15 protein-coding genes and 1 tRNA gene are annotated in these 18,593 nt (G+C 61.9%); 8 read left to right on the top strand and 8 right to left on the bottom strand.

Going from position 1 to position 18,593, the window contains the following annotated elements:
* Positions 1 to 32 precede the first annotated feature (32 nt).
* On the top strand, positions 33 to 1,085 hold the full coding sequence (locus tag PG883_RS14190) for an HlyD family secretion protein (protein ID WP_039040403.1): 1,053 nt from the start codon (positions 33 to 35) through the stop codon (positions 1,083 to 1,085).
* A complete protein-coding gene (locus tag PG883_RS14195; RefSeq protein ID WP_125117017.1) occupies positions 1,085 to 2,638 on the top strand; it encodes a DHA2 family efflux MFS transporter permease subunit in 1,554 nt (517 codons plus the stop codon). Before PG883_RS14190 ends, PG883_RS14195 begins: the two co-directional genes overlap by 1 nt.
* Before the next feature lie 60 nt (positions 2,639 to 2,698).
* Here PG883_RS14195 and PG883_RS14200 read toward each other — a convergent pair whose 3' ends face one another.
* Positions 2,699 to 3,325, bottom strand: coding sequence for a lysoplasmalogenase (locus tag PG883_RS14200; RefSeq protein WP_045522987.1), 627 nt, complete (start codon positions 3,323 to 3,325; stop codon positions 2,699 to 2,701).
* 172 nt (positions 3,326 to 3,497) lie between these two features.
* Between PG883_RS14200 and PG883_RS14205 the strand changes: the two genes are divergently transcribed.
* The gene (locus PG883_RS14205) at positions 3,498 to 3,656 is read left to right on the top strand and encodes a hypothetical protein (protein WP_005332188.1); all 159 of its coding nucleotides are present in this window, start codon (positions 3,498 to 3,500) and stop codon (positions 3,654 to 3,656) included.
* A gap of 88 nt (positions 3,657 to 3,744) precedes the next feature.
* Here PG883_RS14205 and PG883_RS14210 read toward each other — a convergent pair whose 3' ends face one another.
* The 6 genes from PG883_RS14210 to PG883_RS14235 form a co-directional block, all read right to left on the bottom strand.
* Positions 3,745 to 6,309, bottom strand: a complete 2,565-nt coding sequence (locus PG883_RS14210) for a TRAP transporter permease (RefSeq protein WP_125117016.1) — start codon at positions 6,307 to 6,309, stop codon at positions 3,745 to 3,747.
* A gap of 87 nt (positions 6,310 to 6,396) precedes the next feature.
* On the bottom strand, positions 6,397 to 7,368 hold the full coding sequence (locus PG883_RS14215) for a TAXI family TRAP transporter solute-binding subunit (RefSeq protein ID WP_029313514.1): 972 nt from the start codon (positions 7,366 to 7,368) through the stop codon (positions 6,397 to 6,399).
* 547 nt (positions 7,369 to 7,915) lie between these two features.
* The gene (locus PG883_RS14220; protein ID WP_270807337.1) at positions 7,916 to 10,081 is read right to left on the bottom strand and encodes a S9 family peptidase; all 2,166 of its coding nucleotides are present in this window, start codon (positions 10,079 to 10,081) and stop codon (positions 7,916 to 7,918) included.
* A 288-nt stretch (positions 10,082 to 10,369) separates the two neighbouring features.
* Positions 10,370 to 10,801, bottom strand: a complete 432-nt coding sequence (locus PG883_RS14225; RefSeq protein ID WP_049637322.1) for a DUF411 domain-containing protein — start codon at positions 10,799 to 10,801, stop codon at positions 10,370 to 10,372.
* Positions 10,802 to 10,846: 45 nt separating this feature from the next.
* Positions 10,847 to 11,170, bottom strand: a complete 324-nt coding sequence (locus PG883_RS14230; protein ID WP_010672576.1) for a hypothetical protein — start codon at positions 11,168 to 11,170, stop codon at positions 10,847 to 10,849.
* Positions 11,171 to 11,246: 76 nt separating this feature from the next.
* Positions 11,247 to 11,969 (bottom strand): SDR family oxidoreductase, encoded by a 723-nt coding sequence (locus PG883_RS14235; RefSeq protein ID WP_045522991.1) that lies wholly within the window; start codon positions 11,967 to 11,969, stop codon positions 11,247 to 11,249.
* Between the two features lie 140 nt (positions 11,970 to 12,109).
* Here PG883_RS14235 and PG883_RS14240 point away from each other — a divergent pair, with 140 nt between their 5' ends.
* The 5 genes from PG883_RS14240 to PG883_RS14260 all read left to right on the top strand — a co-directional run bounded on the left by PG883_RS14240 (position 12,110) and on the right by PG883_RS14260 (position 17,194).
* Positions 12,110 to 12,952, top strand: coding sequence for a LysR family transcriptional regulator (locus tag PG883_RS14240; protein ID WP_042015287.1), 843 nt, complete (start codon positions 12,110 to 12,112; stop codon positions 12,950 to 12,952).
* 59 nt (positions 12,953 to 13,011) lie between these two features.
* Positions 13,012 to 13,611 (top strand): NAD(P)H-dependent oxidoreductase, encoded by a 600-nt coding sequence (locus PG883_RS14245; RefSeq protein ID WP_042015286.1) that lies wholly within the window; start codon positions 13,012 to 13,014, stop codon positions 13,609 to 13,611.
* A gap of 70 nt (positions 13,612 to 13,681) precedes the next feature.
* On the top strand, positions 13,682 to 15,538 hold the full coding sequence (locus tag PG883_RS14250) for a monovalent cation:proton antiporter-2 (CPA2) family protein (protein ID WP_043154446.1): 1,857 nt from the start codon (positions 13,682 to 13,684) through the stop codon (positions 15,536 to 15,538).
* Positions 15,535 to 15,921, top strand: a complete 387-nt coding sequence (locus PG883_RS14255; protein WP_103858883.1) for a SirB2 family protein — start codon at positions 15,535 to 15,537, stop codon at positions 15,919 to 15,921. The genes PG883_RS14250 and PG883_RS14255 overlap by 4 nt, the downstream gene beginning before the upstream one ends.
* A gap of 286 nt (positions 15,922 to 16,207) precedes the next feature.
* Positions 16,208 to 17,194 (top strand): helix-turn-helix transcriptional regulator, encoded by a 987-nt coding sequence (locus PG883_RS14260; RefSeq protein ID WP_029313511.1) that lies wholly within the window; start codon positions 16,208 to 16,210, stop codon positions 17,192 to 17,194.
* 1,311 nt (positions 17,195 to 18,505) lie between these two features.
* On the opposite strand, the gene PG883_RS14265 is transcribed toward PG883_RS14260, so the two are convergent.
* Positions 18,506 to 18,582: transfer RNA gene (locus PG883_RS14265), tRNA-Asp, on the bottom strand.
* Positions 18,583 to 18,593 lie beyond the last annotated feature (11 nt).

Here is an 18,593-nt window from a genome sequence, read left to right on the forward strand (position 1 = left end):
CCTGCCCGCCACAGTTCAGGAAAACCAATATCATGAGTCAACACAAGAAGATCCCCCTGCTGGCCGCCCTGGTGCTGGCCCTGCTCGGCCTGCTGTTTGCCGGTTACTGGTATCTGCATGGCCGCTACTTCGAGAGCACCGACAACGCCTACCTGCAAAGCGAGGTGACCGGCATCGGTTCCAAGCTCTCCGGCTACATCAGCGAAGTGCTGGTGACCGACAACCAGGCGGTGAAGGCCGGCCAGCTCATCGCCCGGCTCGACGACCGCGAATACAGGACCAAGGTGGCGGAGGCCGAGGCCGATCTGCACCTCAACCAGGCGACGGCGGATAACCTTGCCGCCACCCGTATCCAGCAGTTGAGCCTCATCCGCCAGGCCGAGGCAAAAGTCAGCTCGGCCAATGCCGAGCAGGTCCGGGCCCAGCAGCAGGTGCGCCGGGTCAGCCAGCTCAATGAGCGTCACTACAGCTCCCAGGACAGCCTGGACGAGGTGCGCGCCGGCTTGCAGGTCAACCAGGCCCAGGCACTGGAGGCCAAGGCAGCCTTGCAGGCCGCCCGCGAGCGGCTGTTGGTGCTGGATGCCGAAGCCAAGCAGAACCAGGCCAGGCTGGCATTGAGCGAGGCCCAGCTTGAACAAGCCAGGCTGGAACTCGGCTACACCGAGCTGCGAGCCCCGGCTGACGGCATCATCGGCAAGCGCAGCCTGCGGGAAGGGCTCTACGTCCAGTCCGGTATGCAGGTGGCCAGCCTGGTGCCCCTGAGCCAGGTGTGGGTCGAGGCCAACTTCAAGGAGACCCAGCTGCAGCACATGCAGCCGGGCCAGAAGGTGGAGGTGATCCTGGATGCCTATCCGGATCAACCGGTCGAGGGGATCATCGACAGCCTCTCTCCGGCCACCGGCGCCAAGTTCGCCCTGCTGCCGCCGGAGAACGCCACCGGCAACTTCACCAAAATCGTGCAGCGGGTGCCGGTCAAGATCCGCATCCCGGATCCGGGCGCCCTGGCGGGCAAGCTGCTGCCCGGCCTCTCCACCGAGGTGATCGTCGACACCCGCACCCCTGATCCCGTGGTGGCCGCCCACTGATGGACGCCATACCACGCCGCAACTGGATCGCGGTCATGGGGGGCCTCATCGGCGCCTTCATGGCCATCCTCGACATCCAGATCACCAACGCCTCCCTGAAAGACATTCAGGGGGCACTCTCGGCCACCCTGAGCGAGAGCTCCTGGATCTCCACCTCCTATCTGGTGGCGGAGATGATCGCCATTCCGCTGAGCGGCTGGCTGAGCCGAGGACTGAGCGTGCGGCGCTACCTGCTGTGGACCACGGGCGCCTTCATCGTCGCCTCCGTGCTCTGCTCGTTCAGCTGGAACCTCACCAGCATGATCGTCTTTCGGGCGCTGCAGGGCTTCACCGGCGGGGCCCTGATCCCCATGGCCTTCTCCCTCATTGTCAGCCTGCTGCCGCTGCACAAGCGAGCCACCGGCATGGCGCTGTTCGGCCTGTGCGCCACCTTCGCCCCCGCCATCGGCCCGACCCTGGGGGGCTGGCTGACGGAGCAGATGTCCTGGCACTACATCTTCTATCTGAACGTGCCGCCCGGCCTGCTGGTGATGGCCATGCTGGCCCACGGACTGGACAGGAAGCCGGTGGACTGGGAAGTGATCAAGCGGGTGGATCTCATCGGTATCCTCACCATGGCGGTGGGGCTCGGCCTCCTGGAGGTGGTGCTGGAAGAGGGCAACCGGGAGGACTGGTTCGGCTCGAGCTTCATCGTACGGCTCACCGTCATCTCGGTGGTGGCCCTGGTGTTCTTCGTCATCAGCCAGTTGCTGCGCCGCCACCCCCTGGTCAACCTGCGGCTGCTGCACAACCCGCGCTTCGCCCTGGCCTGCTTCGCCTATCTAGTGCTCGGTATGGGGTTGATGGGATCCATCTATGTGCTGCCCCTCTACATGACCCAGATCCACAATTACAACGCCCTGGAAATCGGTGAAGTGCTGATGTGGATGGGGTTGCCCCAGTTGCTGGTGCTCCCCCTGGTCCCCAAGCTGACCCACAAGATAGATCCGCGCTATCTGGTGAGCTTCGGCTTTCTGATCTTCGCCATCAGCTGCGTCATGAACGTGAACATGAATGCCGACTACGCCGGGCCCCAGCTGATCCAGTCCCTCATCGTGCGGGCCCTGGGACAGCCCTTCATCATGGTGCCCCTCTCCCTGGTGGCGACCGCCAGCCTGACGCCGGACGAGATCCCCTCCTCCTCGACCCTGCTCAACGTGCTGCGCAACCTGGGGGGCGCCTTCGGCATCGCCATCATCGCCACCCTGATCGACAACGACACCCGGACTCATGTCAGCCAGATCGGCAGCACCCTGGCCGCCACCAGCATCGAGGGGCAGGCCTATCTGATGCAGCTGGCCCAGACCATGATGGCCCAGGGAGCCGGGCCGGAGCAGGCCCAGTTGCAGGCCCGGGCCATGCTGTCGAACACCATCAGCCGCGAGGCGGCCATCATGGCCTACAACCAGGTGTTCTACGTGATGGGTATCTTCCTGCTCGTCGCCAGCGCCCTGATGCTGCTGCTCAAGCAGCCGGCCCCGAGGGCCCCTGACGCAGAACCAGTCGAGGCGTGAAAGGTGGGGATCACATAGCAAAACGGGCCAGAAGGCCCGTTTTTCATGGATGCCCGCTGGTCAGCCCGCCAGGGAGGCGGCGATCAGGAACTGGGCCGCGAAGTAGCTGCTCATGATCCAGGCCGTGGCATGGGGGAAGGGGCGGCGGAAGCGGTCCAGTGCCAGCATGCTGTCGGAGAAGAGGAACATCAGCGCCCCCACCAGGGCGGCGGCGCTGCCGGCAGTGAGAGAGGCATGCCAGGCACCGGCAGCTACCCAGGCCATGGCGATGATCACCAACATGTAGCAGAAGACGGGGATCCTCATCTCGCCGAGCTGGCCCCACAGGAGCCCGAACACCATGCCGGCCACCAACAGAAGCAGCAGACCGTCCACCAGCTTGAGCACCAGAGGCCCCTGGGCGAACCCGACGATGTAGCAGAGGTGCGCGACAAGAAATGCCGCCAGCCCCTGGATGAAGCGATCCCGTGGCAGCATCAGCAGCACGTCACCCGCCAGCGACAGGCAGAGACCGAGCAGGATCCAGGCGTGGGAGCCGTTGTGATCGTCGCCCTGGTAGCCAAACGCCAGGGCGATGATGAACAGCATGGTCAGGGGTTTGCTGATGTAGAACTGACGGGAGTCTGAGCCGTAAGCCGCGCGGATGTGCCACCAGCCCGATGCGATGATCAAGAAACTCAATAACATGCCCTGCTCCTCACCGGCTGCTCACCCTGGGGCGGCAACCTCTTTAGTGCCCGCAAGAGTAGCAAATTCCCCCGGCCAGTGGCAGAGGCTGAAGCAGATGGCACCCTACACCTAAAGTCTAATTGCCCCCATCCCCGCCCTCGGGCATAAGAGACAGTTCTGGAGGATCACCATGGAAGACGCTATGACCAACTACCTGCCCGCTATCGATATCATGATGTGCCATCTTGGCATCAGCTTTGAACAGGCCTGCGAGCAGCTTGGCCTCAGCCCGCAGGAGCAGCAGACCCTCGACCAACTGCAAAAACAGAAGCAGACCCAGTCCAACTGATGCCCTGGACTGATGGCCCGAAGCGGCCGGCATCACAGTCCAGCATAAAAAACGGCGCCCGAAGGCGCCGTTTTTTATTGGGTGATGATCAGGGTCGAGCGACCCGGCGGCGTTGCAGCCAGACCACGGCCCCGAACAGCAGGAAGCCCGGCAGCCACATCAGCTCCTTGGGCCAGCGCTCGGTGGGCGCCTTGACGCTCAGGATCTGCTGATCCATCTCCAGCCCCAGATCGGCCGCCTGGCTACCGAAGGTGACGGTGTCGATCAGGATCTTGCCGTCCTGCTCATAGGTCTGGATCCCCAGCTTGGTCAGACGATCCTCACCGCTCGCACCATCCGGCACCGGCAGCAACACAGTGAAGCGGCGCAACTTGCCCACCGCATCTTCCCCTTCCATCCGCAGGCGCAGGGTGCTCTCGGCCTCCACCTGCCCCATGGTCTGGACCAGCTCGGCCGGGGCGGTGTCGCGATACGGGTCGTGCAGCAGATCCATCCAGAAGCCAGGACGGAACAGGGTGAAAGCCACCAGCAGCAGCAGCACGCTCTCGTACCAGCGGCTCTTCACCAGGAAGAAGCCCTGGGTGGCGGCAGCGAAGATCAGCATGGCGATGGTGGCCACGATGAAGATCAGTACGCCGTGGGCGAAGTCCACGTTGATGAGCAGCAGATCGGTGTTGAAGATGAACAGGAACGGCAGCGCCGCGGTACGCAGGCTGTAGTAGAACGCCGTGATCCCGGTCTTGATGGGATCCCCCTTGGAGACGGCGGCCGCGGCGAACGAGGCCAGCCCCACCGGCGGGGTCACGTCCGCCATGATGCCGAAGTAGAAGACGAACAGGTGCACCGCGATGAGCGGCACGATGAGGCCGTTCTGCTGACCCAGGGTGACGATCACCGGCGCCAGCAGGCTCGATACCACGATGTAGTTGGCAGTGGTCGGCAGCCCCATGCCGAGGATGAGGCTCAGCAGGGCGGTGAGGATCAGCATGAGCAGCAGGTTGCCCATGGAGAGGAACTCCACCAGATCCGCCAGCACCAGGCCGACGCCGGTCTGGGAGACGGCCCCGACGATGATGCCGGCAGTGGCGGTGGCAATGCCGATGCCGATCATGTTGCGGGCACCGGCAATCAGCCCCTCGCGCAGGTCCACTACGCCATCGGTGAAGGAGCCGTAGTCATGCTTGCCGTCGGTGCGCAGCCAGTTCAGCAGCGGTCGCTGAGTCAGCAGAATGATGATGAGCATCACCGACCCCCAGAAGGCCGACAGCCCGGGGGAGAGGCGCTCCACCATCAGACACCACACCAGCACCACCACGGGCAGCAGGAAGTGCAGGCCGGAGAGCAGCACGGCGCGGGTCTCGGGCAGCTCGTCCAGTGGCTTGTCCGGGTCTTCCGCCGGCAGCGGCGCGTTGCTGGCGGCGATCTTCAGCAGTCCCAGGTAGGCGACGGCCAGCAGCACGCTGATCCCCGGCAGGGCATAGTCACCCAGCACCGGCTTGAGCCAGCCCAGACCGTAGTAGACCGCCATGGAGAGTCCGCTGATGAGGGCGGCACCGAAGGCGAAGCCGGTCAGGCGACGCAGCCAGGGGCGCGGCTGACGGTTGCCGATGGGCTGCATCCCGAGCTTGAGCGCCTCGAGGTGCACGATGTAGAGCAGGGCGATGTAGGAGATGGCCGCCGGCAGGAAGGCGTGCTTGATGATCTCCACATAGGGGATGCCCACGTACTCCACCATCAGGAAGGCCGCAGCCCCCATGACCGGCGGCATGATCTGGCCGTTGACCGAAGAGGCCACTTCCACCGCGCCGGCCTTCTCCTTGGAGAAACCGACCCGTTTCATCATGGGGATGGTGAAGGTGCCCGTGGTCACCACGTTGGCGATGGAGGAGCCGGAGATGACGCCGGTCAGGGCCGAGGCGACCACGGCCGCCTTGGCCGGGCCGCCGCGCAGGTGACCCAGCAGGCTGAAGGCGAGCTGGATGAAGTAATGGCCCGCACCGGCGCGCTCTAGCAGGGCGCCAAACAGCACGAACAGGAAGACGAAGCTGGTGGAGACCCCAAGGGCGATGCCGAACACCCCTTCGGTGGTGATCCACTGGTGGTTGGCCAGCGCATGCAGGCTCACCCCGCGGTGGGCCAGCAGGGAAGGCATCCAGGGACCGGCCAGGCTGTAGGCCAGGAAGACGATGGCGATGACCGCCAGGGCCGGGCCCAGGGCACGGCGGGCCGCTTCCAGCAGGAGCGGGATGCCGACGCAGGCCACCGCGAAGTCCATGGTGGTCAGGTTGCCAGGACGCTGGGCAAGCTCTTGGTACATGACGAACAGATAGCTGGCGACGGCGGCACCGACGAGGCCGAGGGCGATGTCGGCAAGGGGAACCCTGTCTCGCGGTGAGCTGCGCATGGCGGGGAACACCAGGTAGGCGAGCAGGATGGCGAAGGCCAGATGAATCGAGCGTGTTTCAGTGTCGTTGAGGACGCCGATGCCGAGGGAGAAGGGCAGCGGCGAGGCAATCCAGAGCTGGAACAGGGACCAGATCAGCGCAAGACCCGCGATGATCCAGCTCATGGGGCCGACGGGCAGCCTGGCGCCGACGTCCTGGGCGATCAGCTCCTCGGCCGAGAGCGCCTCTTGTTGTTGTGTTTGCTGCATAGTGTGACTCTGTAGGTACTGCAATAAATGAGACTCGCTCCCCCGAAGGAGGAGCGAGTCCGGGGCACATCCGAAGACGCAGCCGGATTACATCCAGCCACGTTCCTTGTAGTAACGCACAGCGCCTTCATGCAGCGGAGCGGAGAGACCCACCTTGATCATGTCGGCTTCCTTCAGATCCGCGAAGGCCGGGTGCAGGCGCTTGAAACGGTCCAGGTTGTCGAACACGGACTTGACCAGCTGGTAGACCACTTCCGGGTCAGCCTTGGCGCTGGTGGAGAGCACCGCCTTGCCACCGATGGACGGGGTCGGGTTCGGGCTGCCCTTGTAGAGACCACCCGGGATCTCGGCCTTGCTGTAGTAGCTCTTCTCGGCCAGCAGCTTGTCGATCTCGGGGCCGGTGACCGGTACCAGCACGGTGTCCGTGGTGGTGGAGGCTTCCTGGATGGCGCCGTTCGGGTGGCCGACGAAGTAGCTCATGGCGTCGATGTTGTTGTCACCCAGGGCAGAGGCCTGCTCGGCGGGTTTCAGTTCGGAGACCAGGCTGAAGGCGGATTTGTCCCAGCCCTTCACGGTCATGATCTCTTCAAAGGTGTCACGCTGACCGGAACCCGGGTTGCCGATGTTGACGCGCTTGCCCTTCAGGTCGTCGAAGCTGGCTACCTTGGCGTCCTTGCGGGCCAGGATGGTGAACACTTCGCTCTGCAGGGAGAAGACGGCGCGGATGTCATCCATCGGACCTTCGGCCTTGAACGGCTCGACGCCCTTCATCGCCTTGTACTGGTGGTCGGACTGCATGATGCCGAAGTTGAATTCGCCGGAGCGGATGCCGTTGACGTTGGCAACACCGCCGCCACTGGCCGGGGCGTTGCACTTGATCTGGTGATCGGCGGCGCCGCGGTTGAGGAAGCGGCAGATGGACTGGCCCGCCACGTAGTAGACGCCGGTCTGACCGCCGGTGCCTATGGTCACGAAGCGCTCCTGCGCTTGCACCGGACCACCAAACGACACACCGACCAGAGCCGCCGACAAGGCGCACGCCAAGGATAATCCTTTCATGTTCTTCATCCTTTTCATTGATTTATTTCACCCGTTTCCCGGGAGAATATGAGACAGACCCGCACCAAGACTGGGTTCGCCTATACGACCTCGTACGAGGAAATGGTCGAGCGGCACGCGCCCTTCCAGAAGCCACCATCATCCTGCGGTGAGATAATCAGCGTCATGCCGATCGGAGGTGATCTGACCAGAAACGGGTCAGTTCAAAAGCATTAACGCTCCGATTAAGCACATAACACCAACATAAATCAAACAAAACAGCAAAATGGCGGATTTAAATAGCGAGAAGTTTGAAGCGGATCATTCATTTCTCAAGGGCAGATTAATTACATGAACTATTAAAGGGAAGCAATAAAAAGCACGCCCAGATTCTTTCGCAACCCTTGACTGGCAAGGATTAGAAACCTGGTCCGTTATATTGCGAAGTGCTTACTGAACAGCATAAACACGACGTTAATGACGCTTTTGTCGCCAAGATGCAAAAACCCCGATCCGGGGCTGCCGGAACGGGGTTTGGTAACAAGCTGATTTCATTTGGGCCCGGCCATCACGCCTTGCTGCCGGCCAGCTCCAGAATGAAGGCGAACTCCAGGGCGATGTCCTCATAGGCCTTGAAACGGCCCGACTTGCCGCCATGACCGGCCTCCATGTCGGTGCTGAGCAGCAACTGGTTGTCGTCCGTCTTCAACTCACGCAGCTTGGCCACCCACTTGGCCGGCTCCCAGTATTGCACCTGGGAGTCGTGCAACCCCGTGGTCACCAGCAGATTCGGGTAGGCCTGGGTCTTGACCTGATCGTAGGGGCTGTAGGCCTTCATGTAGTCGTAATAGCGCTTCTTGTTCGGGTTGCCCCACTCGTCATACTCCCCTGTGGTGAGGGGAATGGACTCGTCCAGCATGGTGGTGACCACGTCGACGAAGGGCACCTGGGCCACCACGCCGCGATAGAGCTGGGGCGCCTGGTTGATGACGGCCCCCATCAGCAGGCCGCCGGCGCTGCCCCCCATGGCATAGACCTGATCCCTGGCACCGTAGCCTTGCGCCACCAGCGCCTCGGTCACGTCGATGAAGTCGTTGAAGGTGTTCTGCTTCTTGAGCAGCTTGCCCTCTTCATACCAGGTGCGGCCCAGCTCCTCGCCACCCCGGATATGGGCGATGGCGTAGACGAAGCCCCGGTCCAGCAGGCTCAGGCGTGAGCTGCTGAAGTCCGGGTCCATGCTGGCGCCGTAGGAGCCATAGCCGTAGACCAGCAGGGGATTGGTGCCTGCACCACCCCCTGCCTTCTTGAACTTGTCCTTGCGATAGACCAGCGACACCGGCACAGCCACGCCGTCACGGGCGGTGATCCAGAGCCGCTCGCTGGCATATTGCGCAGGCACGAAGCCTGCCACCGGCTGCTGCTTGAGCAGAGTCCGCTTGCCGCTGTCCATGTCCAGCTCGTAGGTGGAGGACGGCGTGGTCATGGAGGAGTAGCCATAGCGCAGGGCGCTGGTGTCCGGCTCCGGGTTGTAGGCAAGCCAGGTGACATAGGCGGGATCGTCGAAGGCGATCTCCTTCTGCTCGCCGCTCTGCCAGTTGACCTGACGCAACCGGGTCAACCCCTGGCTGCGCTCCTCCAGCACCAGCCAGTCCCTGAACAGGGCATAGCTCTCCAGCAGCACGTCCGGATTGGGGGCGATCACCGCCTTCCAACGATCCACCGGGCTCTCCTTGGTCTCATAGAGGCCGAAGTTCTTGCCGTCCTTGTTGGAGCGCACATAGAAGCGACCGCGGTAGTGATCCAGGCTGTATTCGTGATCCACCTGACGGGGCAGGAACAGGCGTGGCGTCTGGCCCGGCACATTGGCATCGATGAGGCGGGCCTCGCTGGTGGTGGTGCTGGAGAGGGAGATGACGATGAAATCTTCCGAGGTGGTGGCGTAGAGGCTCACATAGAAGGAGTCGTCCTTCTCCTCGTAGACCAGGGTATCCTTCGCGGGATCCGTGCCCAGCTCGTGGCGATAGACCTGGTAGGGCAGCAGGGTCTTGGGGTGCTTGCGCACGTAGAAGACCGTCTTGCTGTCGTTGGCCCACACCAGGTTGCCGGAGGTGTTCTCGAGGGTGTCGGCGGCCCAGGCGCCGCTCTCCAGATCGAGGAACTGGATCCTGTATTGACGGCGGGAGAGATAATCTTCCGCCACCGCCAGCCAGCGGTTGTTGCGGCTCACCTCGAGCGCCCCCAGGGCATAGAACTCGTGGCCTTCGGCGCGCTGGTTGCCATCCAGCAGCAGGGTGGGCGCCCCGTCCCCTTCCACCTTGCTGCGGGAGTAGATGGCGTACTCCTTGCCCGGCTCGTAACGGGTCTGATAGCGGTAGCCGTTCTTCACATAGGGGACAGACTCGTCCTGCTGGGGAATACGGGCCACCATCTCCTTGTAGAGCTGCTCGCGCAGCGGCTTGATCGGTGCGAGCATGGCCTCGGTGTAGGCATTCTCGGCCTTGAGATAGTCCAGCACCTCGGGCTTCTGCCGCTCGTCGTCACGCAGCCAGTAGTAGTTGTCGACGCGCGTGTCCCCGTGTTTTTTCAGGGTATGGGGGTGCTTGGCAGCCACCGGGGGGACAATGACAGGCTGGGTGGAAGTATCGCTTGTAGGCATGGCGGACTCTTCGTTGGCATGGGAACAGGGCGCAGCAAGCAGGCAAGCCAGCAGCAACCCCCGGGAAAAGGTGAACATGTCGCATCCTTTGCGCTGTCACAGGGCAGCCCCTCCCGCTGGTGCTGCACGCATCCAGACGGCACACCGGCAGGCAGCAGGAAAAGCGTCCCTGAGAAAATAAAAATTGGCGATCAATCTGCCCCTTGTCGCCCGGGGTTGCAAGGGCTCCCCGGACATTACCCCCCAAATCGACGAAAAAGGGCCGCCATCTCGCGATGGCGGCCCTCCTCCCTGACCGTGGGCGACACGGGTTCGCTCAGGTGTGCCTCACATGATGGAAGTGTGTCTGCTCACGGTCAGCATCCATCAGCCGGGGTAGCTCGACCAGACTTTGGTCGCGCCCTCGTCACTGATGCTCAGCACCTGATAGGGCTGACCCGGAATATCCATGCCCGGCGCACTCTGGGGCATCCCCGGAATGGTCAGACCGCGGATCGCCGGTTTTTCCTTGAGCAACTTCTGCACGTCGGCAGCGGGCACATGCCCCTCCACCACATAGCCATTCACCACCCCGGTGTGGCAGGAGGCCAGCTGCGGAGTGATGCCATGCTGCTGCTTGATCGGGTCAAGCTGCTCGGTTTCCACGACCTTGACCTCAAAGCCGTTCTCTTCCATGTGCTTGATCCAGGTCTTGCAGCAACCGCAATACTGGGACTTGTAGACGGTCATCTGCCCGGTTGCCAGAGCAGAAACACTGACGGTACCGGCCAGCACGGCCAGTAAAAGGGACTTGTACATATCTCACCTCGGTTAAGAAGAAATGCCCGGAAAGGGAAACTCGACTCAGCCGTGGTGACGGGGCGGACGCTCGAGACGCTTCAGGGGCGCCTCCGGCATGAACAGAGAGGGAGAGAGGTATGTCGGCCTGTCGGGCTCAAGCCGGGCAACCGTCAGGCTGTCGCTGGTGAGCACCGTCATGGCGAGCGCCGAGGTGAAGCTGCCGCAGGGCATGGCTTTTTCCAGGGTACGCTCGCTCTGGCTGCAATGGGGCGTCAGGGTACAGAGATCGGTGGCCGCACGGCTGCCAAACGACATCAGCACCAGCACCAGACTCCACAGTGGGAGCCAGCGGCGGGCGCGAGCGAGTTGGCGACGGGTCAGGACCATGAGACGACTCAATGACGAAAGAGGGCCTATGGTAACCCTTGGCCCAGGGGGAGGGTCAACCCCTCCCCCGTCTGCATCAGGGTTGCTGGCGGGTGGCCGCCAGCACGATCTCCCGCACGCAGACGTTGGCCGGCTGGTGCCAGGCGTAGAGCACGGCGTCGGCGATCACCTCGGGTGCAATGACGCCTCCCATCTGATCCTTCCAGTCGTGATAGCCCGCCTTGATGCTCTCGTCCGTGGTGTGGCTGAGCAGCTCGGTCTCCACCGCGCCCGGAGCGATGGTCACCATCCGCACGCCGACATCGGCCACCTCTTCCCGGATATTCTCGGTCAGGGCGTGAACGGCGAACTTGGTGGCGCAGTAAGCGGCATGGTTCGGGAAGGTCTTGCGACCGGCGATGGAGCTGATGTTGATGATGGTGCCGCTGCGGCGGGCCTTCATGCCGGCCAGTACCGCATGCACGCCATTCAGAACCCCCATCACGTTGATGTTGAGCATCTGCTGCCACTCGGCGGGATCCTGCACGTCGGCCTGTCCCAGCAGCATGACGCCGGCATTGTTGACCAGACATCCCACCGGGCCGAATTGCGCCTCCGCCTGCGCCACGGCGGCCTTCATGGCGGCGGTGTCGGTGACATCGACCCCGATGCAGAGGGTATCGGGCAGGTTCAGCGCCTGCATGGGCTCGACCCGGCGGGCCAGCAACAGCAGCGGATGGCCGGCGGTGGAGAAGGCGCGGGCAATGGCGGCACCGATCCCGGCGGACGCGCCGGTGATCACCACGAGGGACTTGGACATGGAGTTTTCCTTCTGATGCGTTGAAATGGGCGTCAAACAAGGGCTGGCCAGCACGGGACCCAGTCACTATAGTCGCTACATCCATCGGCGATAAATATAGTTTTCCGCTGGTTATCATCTGAATTAACTATGGTATCCCCATGCTGGACCTGAGATTGCTGCGCTTCTTCATCGCCATCTATGAAGAGAAGAACATCACGGCGGCGGCAGCCCGCTGCCACGTGAGCCAACCCTCCCTCTCCGCCGGCCTTCGCCAGCTCGAAGAGAGCCTGGGGGACAGCCTCTTCATCCGGGGCAAGAAGGGGGTAGAAGCGAAGGATCCGGCCCACTATCTCTATCCCCACGCCGTCAAGCTGGTGGAAGAGGCGCGTCGCCTGCCGACTCTGTTTCGCCAGAAGGCGACGCGTGCGAGACTCAACATGGCCATCATGCCCGACCTCAGCCGCCGTCGGCTGGCGGGATTGCTTCGGCGGGTGCAGGGGGTGCTGCCCGAGCTGGATCTCACCCTCTCCGATTACGGCACCCCGGCCGACTGCCGGCTGACCCTGGATGCCCTGCGCCGGGAGGACGAGATCTTCCTGCCGCTCTGGGAAGAGGAGTACGTGCTGTGCGTTCCCAGGGGACACCCTCTTGCGGGCAGGGCGCGTATCGAGCTGGCTGAGTTGCAACATTATGATTTTATTGAGTGCCCACCCTGCGAAGCCCATCAGCAAACCATAGGCCTGCTGGCCTGTGACCGGCTCACCCTCAATCTGGTGGCCAAGGCCGAGAGCAAGGGGCTGGTGATGGCGCTGGTGCTGGCCGGGGTGGGCATCAGCTTCCTGCCCGACGGGCTGGTGGAGGACGAAGCGGGCCTGTGCACCCTGCCCGTGAGCGGCCCCCGGATGTTCCGCCGCATCGGCCTCTGCTACCCCGCCCACCAGACCCTGAATCCGGCGCTGCGCGCACTGATCCCGGAACTGGCGGGCCAGGGAGCTTCTTGATAACGTTTCAGCTCACAGTCTGTCGCATGTGCCGGCAGCAGACCCTCTTCAGGAATCCCATGAAACGCATTCTGGTCATCTTTTCACACCCGGCGCTGCAGAGTTCCCGGGCCAACAAGCAACTGCTGCACGCCATCGAGGGGCTGGAGGGGATCACCCTGCACGATCTCTGCCAACGCTATCCGGACATGTTCATCAACGTGAAACGGGAACAGGCCCTGCTGGCGGAGCACGACATCATCGTCTTCCAGCACCCCTTCTACTGGTACTCCTGCCCGGCCATCATGAAAGAGTGGATGGACCTGGTGCTGGAGTACGGCTATGCCTACGGCCCCGAGGCCCACGCCCTCAACGGCAAGCAGTGGCTCAGCGCCATCACCACGGGGGGCGGCCCGGAGTCCTACTGCCGCGCCGGCTACAACCAGCGCCCGCTGCTCGACTTCCTGCTCCCCTTCCAGCAGACCGCACAGCTGTGCGGCATGCGCTGGCTGCCCCCTTTCGTGCTGCACTCTTTCCACAAGATCGAGGATCCCGAGGCGCTGCGCCGCTGCGGCCAGGACTATCGCCAACTGCTGTGCGCCCTGCGGGACGAGCAGCTGACCCCGGCCCAGCTGGCCGAGAGCCCCTATCTGCGCGATCTGCTGGGAGTACTCCCATGACACACACTCGATCCGGGCGCAGGCCCGGCCAGCCCTCACCGGCATTCATCATGTTAAGGAGGAGCCGCTGATGGGACATGGATTGCTGTTTGATGCCCTGATCTACCTCTCGGCGGCGGTGATCGCCGTCCCGCTGGCCAAGCGGTGGGGGCTGGGCTCCGTCCTTGGCTACCTGCTGGCGGGGATCATCATAGGTCCCTTCCTGCTTGGTCTGGTGGGCGAGCAGAAAGACGTGATGCACTTCGCCGAGTTCGGGGTGGTGCTGATGCTGTTTCTGGTCGGTCTGGAGCTGCGCCCGGCCCTGTTGTGGCAACTGAAAGGGCCCATCCTCGGCACCGGTGGTCTGCAGGTGCTGCTCACCAGTGTCGCCCTGACCGGGGTGGGTTATCTTTTGGGTCTGCCCTGGCAGCAGGGGCTCGCCATCGGTCTCATTCTTGCGCTCTCCTCCACCGCCATCGTGCTGCAGAGCCTGCAGGAGCGCAAACTGATGCAGAGCGAGAGCGGCCGCTCCGCTTTCGCCGTGCTGCTGTTCCAGGACATCGCCGTCATCCCCATCCTGGCGATCCTGCCGCTGCTGGCCATCGCGCCGGTCGCCAGCAGCGGCAGTTCGGAGCTGGCAGGCTGGCAGCACGGCCTGCTGGTGGTGGCCGCCATCGCCGGCATCGTGCTGGGTGGCCATTACCTGATGCGGCCGGTGTTTCGCGCCATCGCCCAGTCCCACATGCGGGAGATCTTCGTCGCTGCCGCCCTGCTGCTGGTGATCGCCATCGCCGTGCTGATGGAATCCGTCGGCCTCTCCCCCGCCCTCGGCTCCTTCCTCGCCGGCGTGGTACTGGCGGACAGCGAATACCGCCACGAGCTGGAAGCGGACATTGAGCCGTTCAAGGGGCTGCTGCTCGGCCTCTTCTTCATGTCGGTGGGTGCCGGCATCGACTTCAGCCTCTTTGCCGCCCATCCCCTGTTGATCCCGTCACTGGTGATCGGTCTGATGGTGCTCAAGTGGCTGGTGCTGATGGGGCTCGGCTTTGTCATTCGCCTCTCCCCGAACCAGCGCTGGACCTTCGCCCTGGCCCTTGCCCAGGGCGGGGAGTTCGCCTTCGTGCTGTTCTCGTTCGCCGCCCAGAACAAGGTACTGCCGGGCAGCACCATCTCACTGCTGACTCTGGTCGTCGCCCTCTCCATGGCGCTGACACCGCTGCTGCTTATCCTCAACGATCGGGTGATCCAGCCTTGGTTCGACTACCGCAACCAGAGTGACACCCCCGAACATGAACAGCCCGAGCTGGTGGAACACCCGGTCATCATCGCCGGCTTCGGTCGCTTCGGTCAGATAGTGGGGCGCCTGCTCCACGGCCATGGTATTGGCACCACCATCCTAGAGCAGGATGCCAGCCAGATAGAGATGCTGAGAAAGTACGGCTACCAGGTGTTTTATGGGGATGCCAGCCGACTCGACCTGCTGCACGCGGCCGGCGCCCACAAGGCCAAACTGCTGGTGCTCTCCCTCAATGACCCGGCCACCTCCCTCGAAGTGATCGAGATGGTGAAAAAGCACTTCCCGCACCTCAGAATACTGGCCCGTGCCCAGGACAGACCCCATGCCCACGAGATCCTGCGCCACGGGATAGACAGCGTGCACCGCGAAACCCTGGGGTCGGCCGTGGATCTTGGGGTAGAAGCACTCACCCTCTTGGGATTCAGGGCCAATCAGGCCTGGCGTGCGGGGCAGATGTTCAAGCAGTATGACAACCGGCTGCTGCGGGAACAGGTCAACTACCTGGACGACGAGCACACCTATATCAACAAGAGCCTGCAATACCGCGACATCCTCTCCGACCTGCTGCAAGACGATCAGGAAGGACAGGAGCGTACCCACGCCCATCAATGGAACAGCGGTCTGCCCGACAACGACAAGGAAGCAACATGATTGCCTATTACCCCATGCTCAAACACCTTCACATGACCCTGGCCCTGGTCAGCCTGCTGCTCTTCCTCTACCGCTGGAGCCTGGCGCTGGCGGGCAGCGGGCGGCTGCAACAGAAATGGTTGAAGGTGCTGCCCCACATCAACGACACCTTCCTGCTGCTGTTTGGCGTGCTGCTGGCGGTGGCCCTGCAGATGAGCCCTGGCCAGCAGCCCTGGTTGATGGCCAAGCTGATTGCCCTGGTGATCTACATCGGCCTGGGCGTCATGGCGCTCAAGCGCCCTGCCCGCGGTCAGAAGCTGGTGGCCGGAGTGGCCGCTCTCGCAGTATTCGGCTACATGGTGGGCGCAGCCATCACCAAATCAGCCTGGTCCTGGCTGGCATAACGACGTGTCGAGGTGGGGGCCCGTCCCTCACCTCCTTCCCACCTCCCCCTCCATATTGCTTCCATTTCCTTCCAGTCACCCTGGTCGCAAGCATTCTCGCAAGGCTTGTTTTCAATAAAAAAAGGGCTCAAACAACCCCTTTTGCTTGTTGTTTTGTTTTATTTATCAATGGCTTGATTCTTCATGTATGAAAATGGCGACAGTTGTCGCAGCAAAACTTGCGACATAGACTGTCGCAGGCCATGGCTAGGATACACTCAACGCTAAACCAGTGAAGGCATGCACCATGAGTAAGAAGCTGTTACGACAACTGACCTTGGCGCGTTGCATCCCGCACCGCCCTTACAAGCTGACCGCCAGCCAACTCCAGGTAAAACTGGAAGAGGAAGGCATTCACGTCAGTCTCCGTACCGTGCAACGGGACCTGGAAGAGATGTCCGGCATGGGACTGTTCGACCTCACCTCCGATGAGCGCAGCAAGCCTCATGGCTGGTGCTTCGAGCGCCATGGTCTCAATGACTTTGCCAACATCATGCCGCTCTCGCTGGCAGTGGCCCTGAAAACCTGGAGCGACCAGGCAAGCCAACTGTTGCCGGCAAGCGTGCTGACCGAATTGAACCCGCTGATCGACAAGGCTGGTCAGGTGATCCGCGACAGCCAGAGCGAACTGGCCGAGCGCTGGCTGGAGAGCGTGCACCAGTCACCTCGCCCCTTCGCCGGCAATCCGGAGATCCGCCGCAGCACCCTGATCCGCGACGCCCTCTGGCGTGGTCGCAAATTCAGCGCCGAGATCCAGCGTGTCATCAAGGAGCGTACTGTCTGGCTCTGCTATGACCGCATCAATCCCCTCGGCATCCTGAACCAACCCGATGGCCCCATCCTGCTCTGTACCCTCTCCGAGCTGGATCCCAAGGTCTACGGCATCCCGTTCGATCACATCAAGAACGTGGAGTTGACCAACTTCAGCGCGACCCAGCCGAAGGACTTCAATATCCAGAAGCTGATCCGCGACCAGGGTTATCAGGACGTCAGCGGTCCGATCCGCTTCGTCGGGCGCATCGATGCCAACTGCCCGACCCTGATCGATGGACAAATCCCGGGGCATAACCCGCGCATGACCCGTTACGACAAGCGCAGCGTGGTGGTGGAGACCGAAGTGCAGGATACGCCCGAGTTCCGCTCCTGGCTGAACAACATGAGCGGCAACCTGGAGGTGCTTGCACCCGAATCACTGCGCAAGGCCTACCCGACTCCTGGGACAAGGGTCAGCTAAAGAAACCAGCAGACAATACAAAGCCGAGATTTATCTCGGCTTTTGTCTACTTTTAAAGCATAAGTATTCAATTAATTTTGAACTCTTACACCCCTGATTGAAGCGGCTGTACCATCGTTTTCCTACCGATTTCTGCTTGTAAGAGATCTGCCATTCCCCCTGTAAGACCCCTCTGTGTTGAACCGTACGTGAAGCCATCCCGCATTGGGTATGCTTTCCACAGAAACTAACTAACGCATTGATAATAATGAACAATATCCCACACCAATCCATTTCTGCACCGCGAGTCACGGAACCCAAGCCGAATGCACACCTTGTTCGAGCCTGCAATTGCCTTAGTATGGGTCTCACAAGGACGAGCTGATTCGGCAGGATGCAGAAACAGCGCATAAACAAGGAATAGCCTGCAGGATGTGGGCAAGGAACACCTCGGGATGGGGTTGATAGCCAGGATGGTTATCACAAGGATCGACAGGACAACCGCAGGATGCGGTAGTTGGATACCTCGGGATGAGGTTGAGTGGCACGGATTGTCGCTCATCAAGGATGAAAGGACACCGCAAGACGCGGTCAGGAACAGCTTCAAGATGAAGCGTGATAGCAAGGATGGTTATCAGTCAGGATGACGCAGGAACACCACGGGATGTGGTAATGGACACCTCCAGGAAGGAGAGGGTGAAGCAATCAGGACAGATTGCCAGGCTAGGAAGGCCACAGGACACCCCAACGGATTGGGAAGGGGAATTTCCAAAGGAAAGGATAGCGTCAAGGATTGCAGGGAGCATGGCAGTTCAGGGAATGGACGAAATGACTTGAGGGGACAGCATCTGCTGTCCCCTTTTCTTTGTGCACCCCATGCTCGCGACACAACAGAAAATGGAATCAGCCTGAGCGGTCCTACAACATCACGCTTTTACCAGATATCCTCTGCATCCTGGATAACCCCATCAGATTCAGCCACAGTAGCGCACCTTACCTTTCCTGCGCCCTCCCTCGTCTATGCTCAGCGACATCCACTAGGCCCTCAGAACGCAGCAGATCAGCCGCAACCAACAAGCCAGGATATTTCCTGGCGACTAACTCCAGGTAACGATGGCCACTGACTTCTGCTCAGCCAGGCAGATTGTTGAGTCATCCCTGAACTGTCTATATGTGTGACCACGAATGAAGCATGAATGCCATTCTATAGGGCGGAGATTGCCGTAGGGATGGGTGATAACCCAACCAAGCTACCTGCTACTGAGGATGAGAGACTGGGTAAATGTCAGGTAGCAAAAAGGCCTTCCCAATAGGGAAGGCCTTTCAATTTAGTGGCGGAGCGGACGGGACTCGAACCCGCGACCCCCGGCGTGACAGGCCGGTATTCTAACCGACTGAACTACCGCTCCGCATTCGGTTA

The organism is Aeromonas sp. QDB25 (assembly GCF_027707725.1).
In the GTDB taxonomy this organism is placed as follows: domain Bacteria; phylum Pseudomonadota; class Gammaproteobacteria; order Enterobacterales; family Aeromonadaceae; genus Aeromonas; species Aeromonas caviae.

What these genes read in the sequence shown, in the direction of transcription:
- PG883_RS14190 (WP_039040403.1), top strand. Translation starts at nt 33, where the DNA reads ATGAGTCAACACAAGAAGATCCCCCTGCTGGCCGCCCTGGTGCTGGCC.
- PG883_RS14195 (WP_125117017.1), top strand. Translation starts at nt 1,085, where the DNA reads ATGGACGCCATACCACGCCGCAACTGGATCGCGGTCATGGGGGGCCTC.
- PG883_RS14200 (WP_045522987.1), bottom strand. Translation starts at nt 3,325, where the DNA reads ATGTTATTGAGTTTCTTGATCATCGCATCGGGCTGGTGGCACATCCGC.
- PG883_RS14205 (WP_005332188.1), top strand. Translation starts at nt 3,498, where the DNA reads ATGGAAGACGCTATGACCAACTACCTGCCCGCTATCGATATCATGATG.
- PG883_RS14210 (WP_125117016.1), bottom strand. Translation starts at nt 6,309, where the DNA reads ATGCAGCAAACACAACAACAAGAGGCGCTCTCGGCCGAGGAGCTGATC.
- PG883_RS14215 (WP_029313514.1), bottom strand. Translation starts at nt 7,368, where the DNA reads ATGAAAGGATTATCCTTGGCGTGCGCCTTGTCGGCGGCTCTGGTCGGT.
- PG883_RS14220 (WP_270807337.1), bottom strand. Translation starts at nt 10,081, where the DNA reads ATGTTCACCTTTTCCCGGGGGTTGCTGCTGGCTTGCCTGCTTGCTGCG.
- PG883_RS14225 (WP_049637322.1), bottom strand. Translation starts at nt 10,801, where the DNA reads ATGTACAAGTCCCTTTTACTGGCCGTGCTGGCCGGTACCGTCAGTGTT.
- PG883_RS14230 (WP_010672576.1), bottom strand. Translation starts at nt 11,170, where the DNA reads ATGGTCCTGACCCGTCGCCAACTCGCTCGCGCCCGCCGCTGGCTCCCA.
- PG883_RS14235 (WP_045522991.1), bottom strand. Translation starts at nt 11,969, where the DNA reads ATGTCCAAGTCCCTCGTGGTGATCACCGGCGCGTCCGCCGGGATCGGT.
- PG883_RS14240 (WP_042015287.1), top strand. Translation starts at nt 12,110, where the DNA reads ATGCTGGACCTGAGATTGCTGCGCTTCTTCATCGCCATCTATGAAGAG.
- PG883_RS14245 (WP_042015286.1), top strand. Translation starts at nt 13,012, where the DNA reads ATGAAACGCATTCTGGTCATCTTTTCACACCCGGCGCTGCAGAGTTCC.
- PG883_RS14250 (WP_043154446.1), top strand. Translation starts at nt 13,682, where the DNA reads ATGGGACATGGATTGCTGTTTGATGCCCTGATCTACCTCTCGGCGGCG.
- PG883_RS14255 (WP_103858883.1), top strand. Translation starts at nt 15,535, where the DNA reads ATGATTGCCTATTACCCCATGCTCAAACACCTTCACATGACCCTGGCC.
- PG883_RS14260 (WP_029313511.1), top strand. Translation starts at nt 16,208, where the DNA reads ATGAGTAAGAAGCTGTTACGACAACTGACCTTGGCGCGTTGCATCCCG.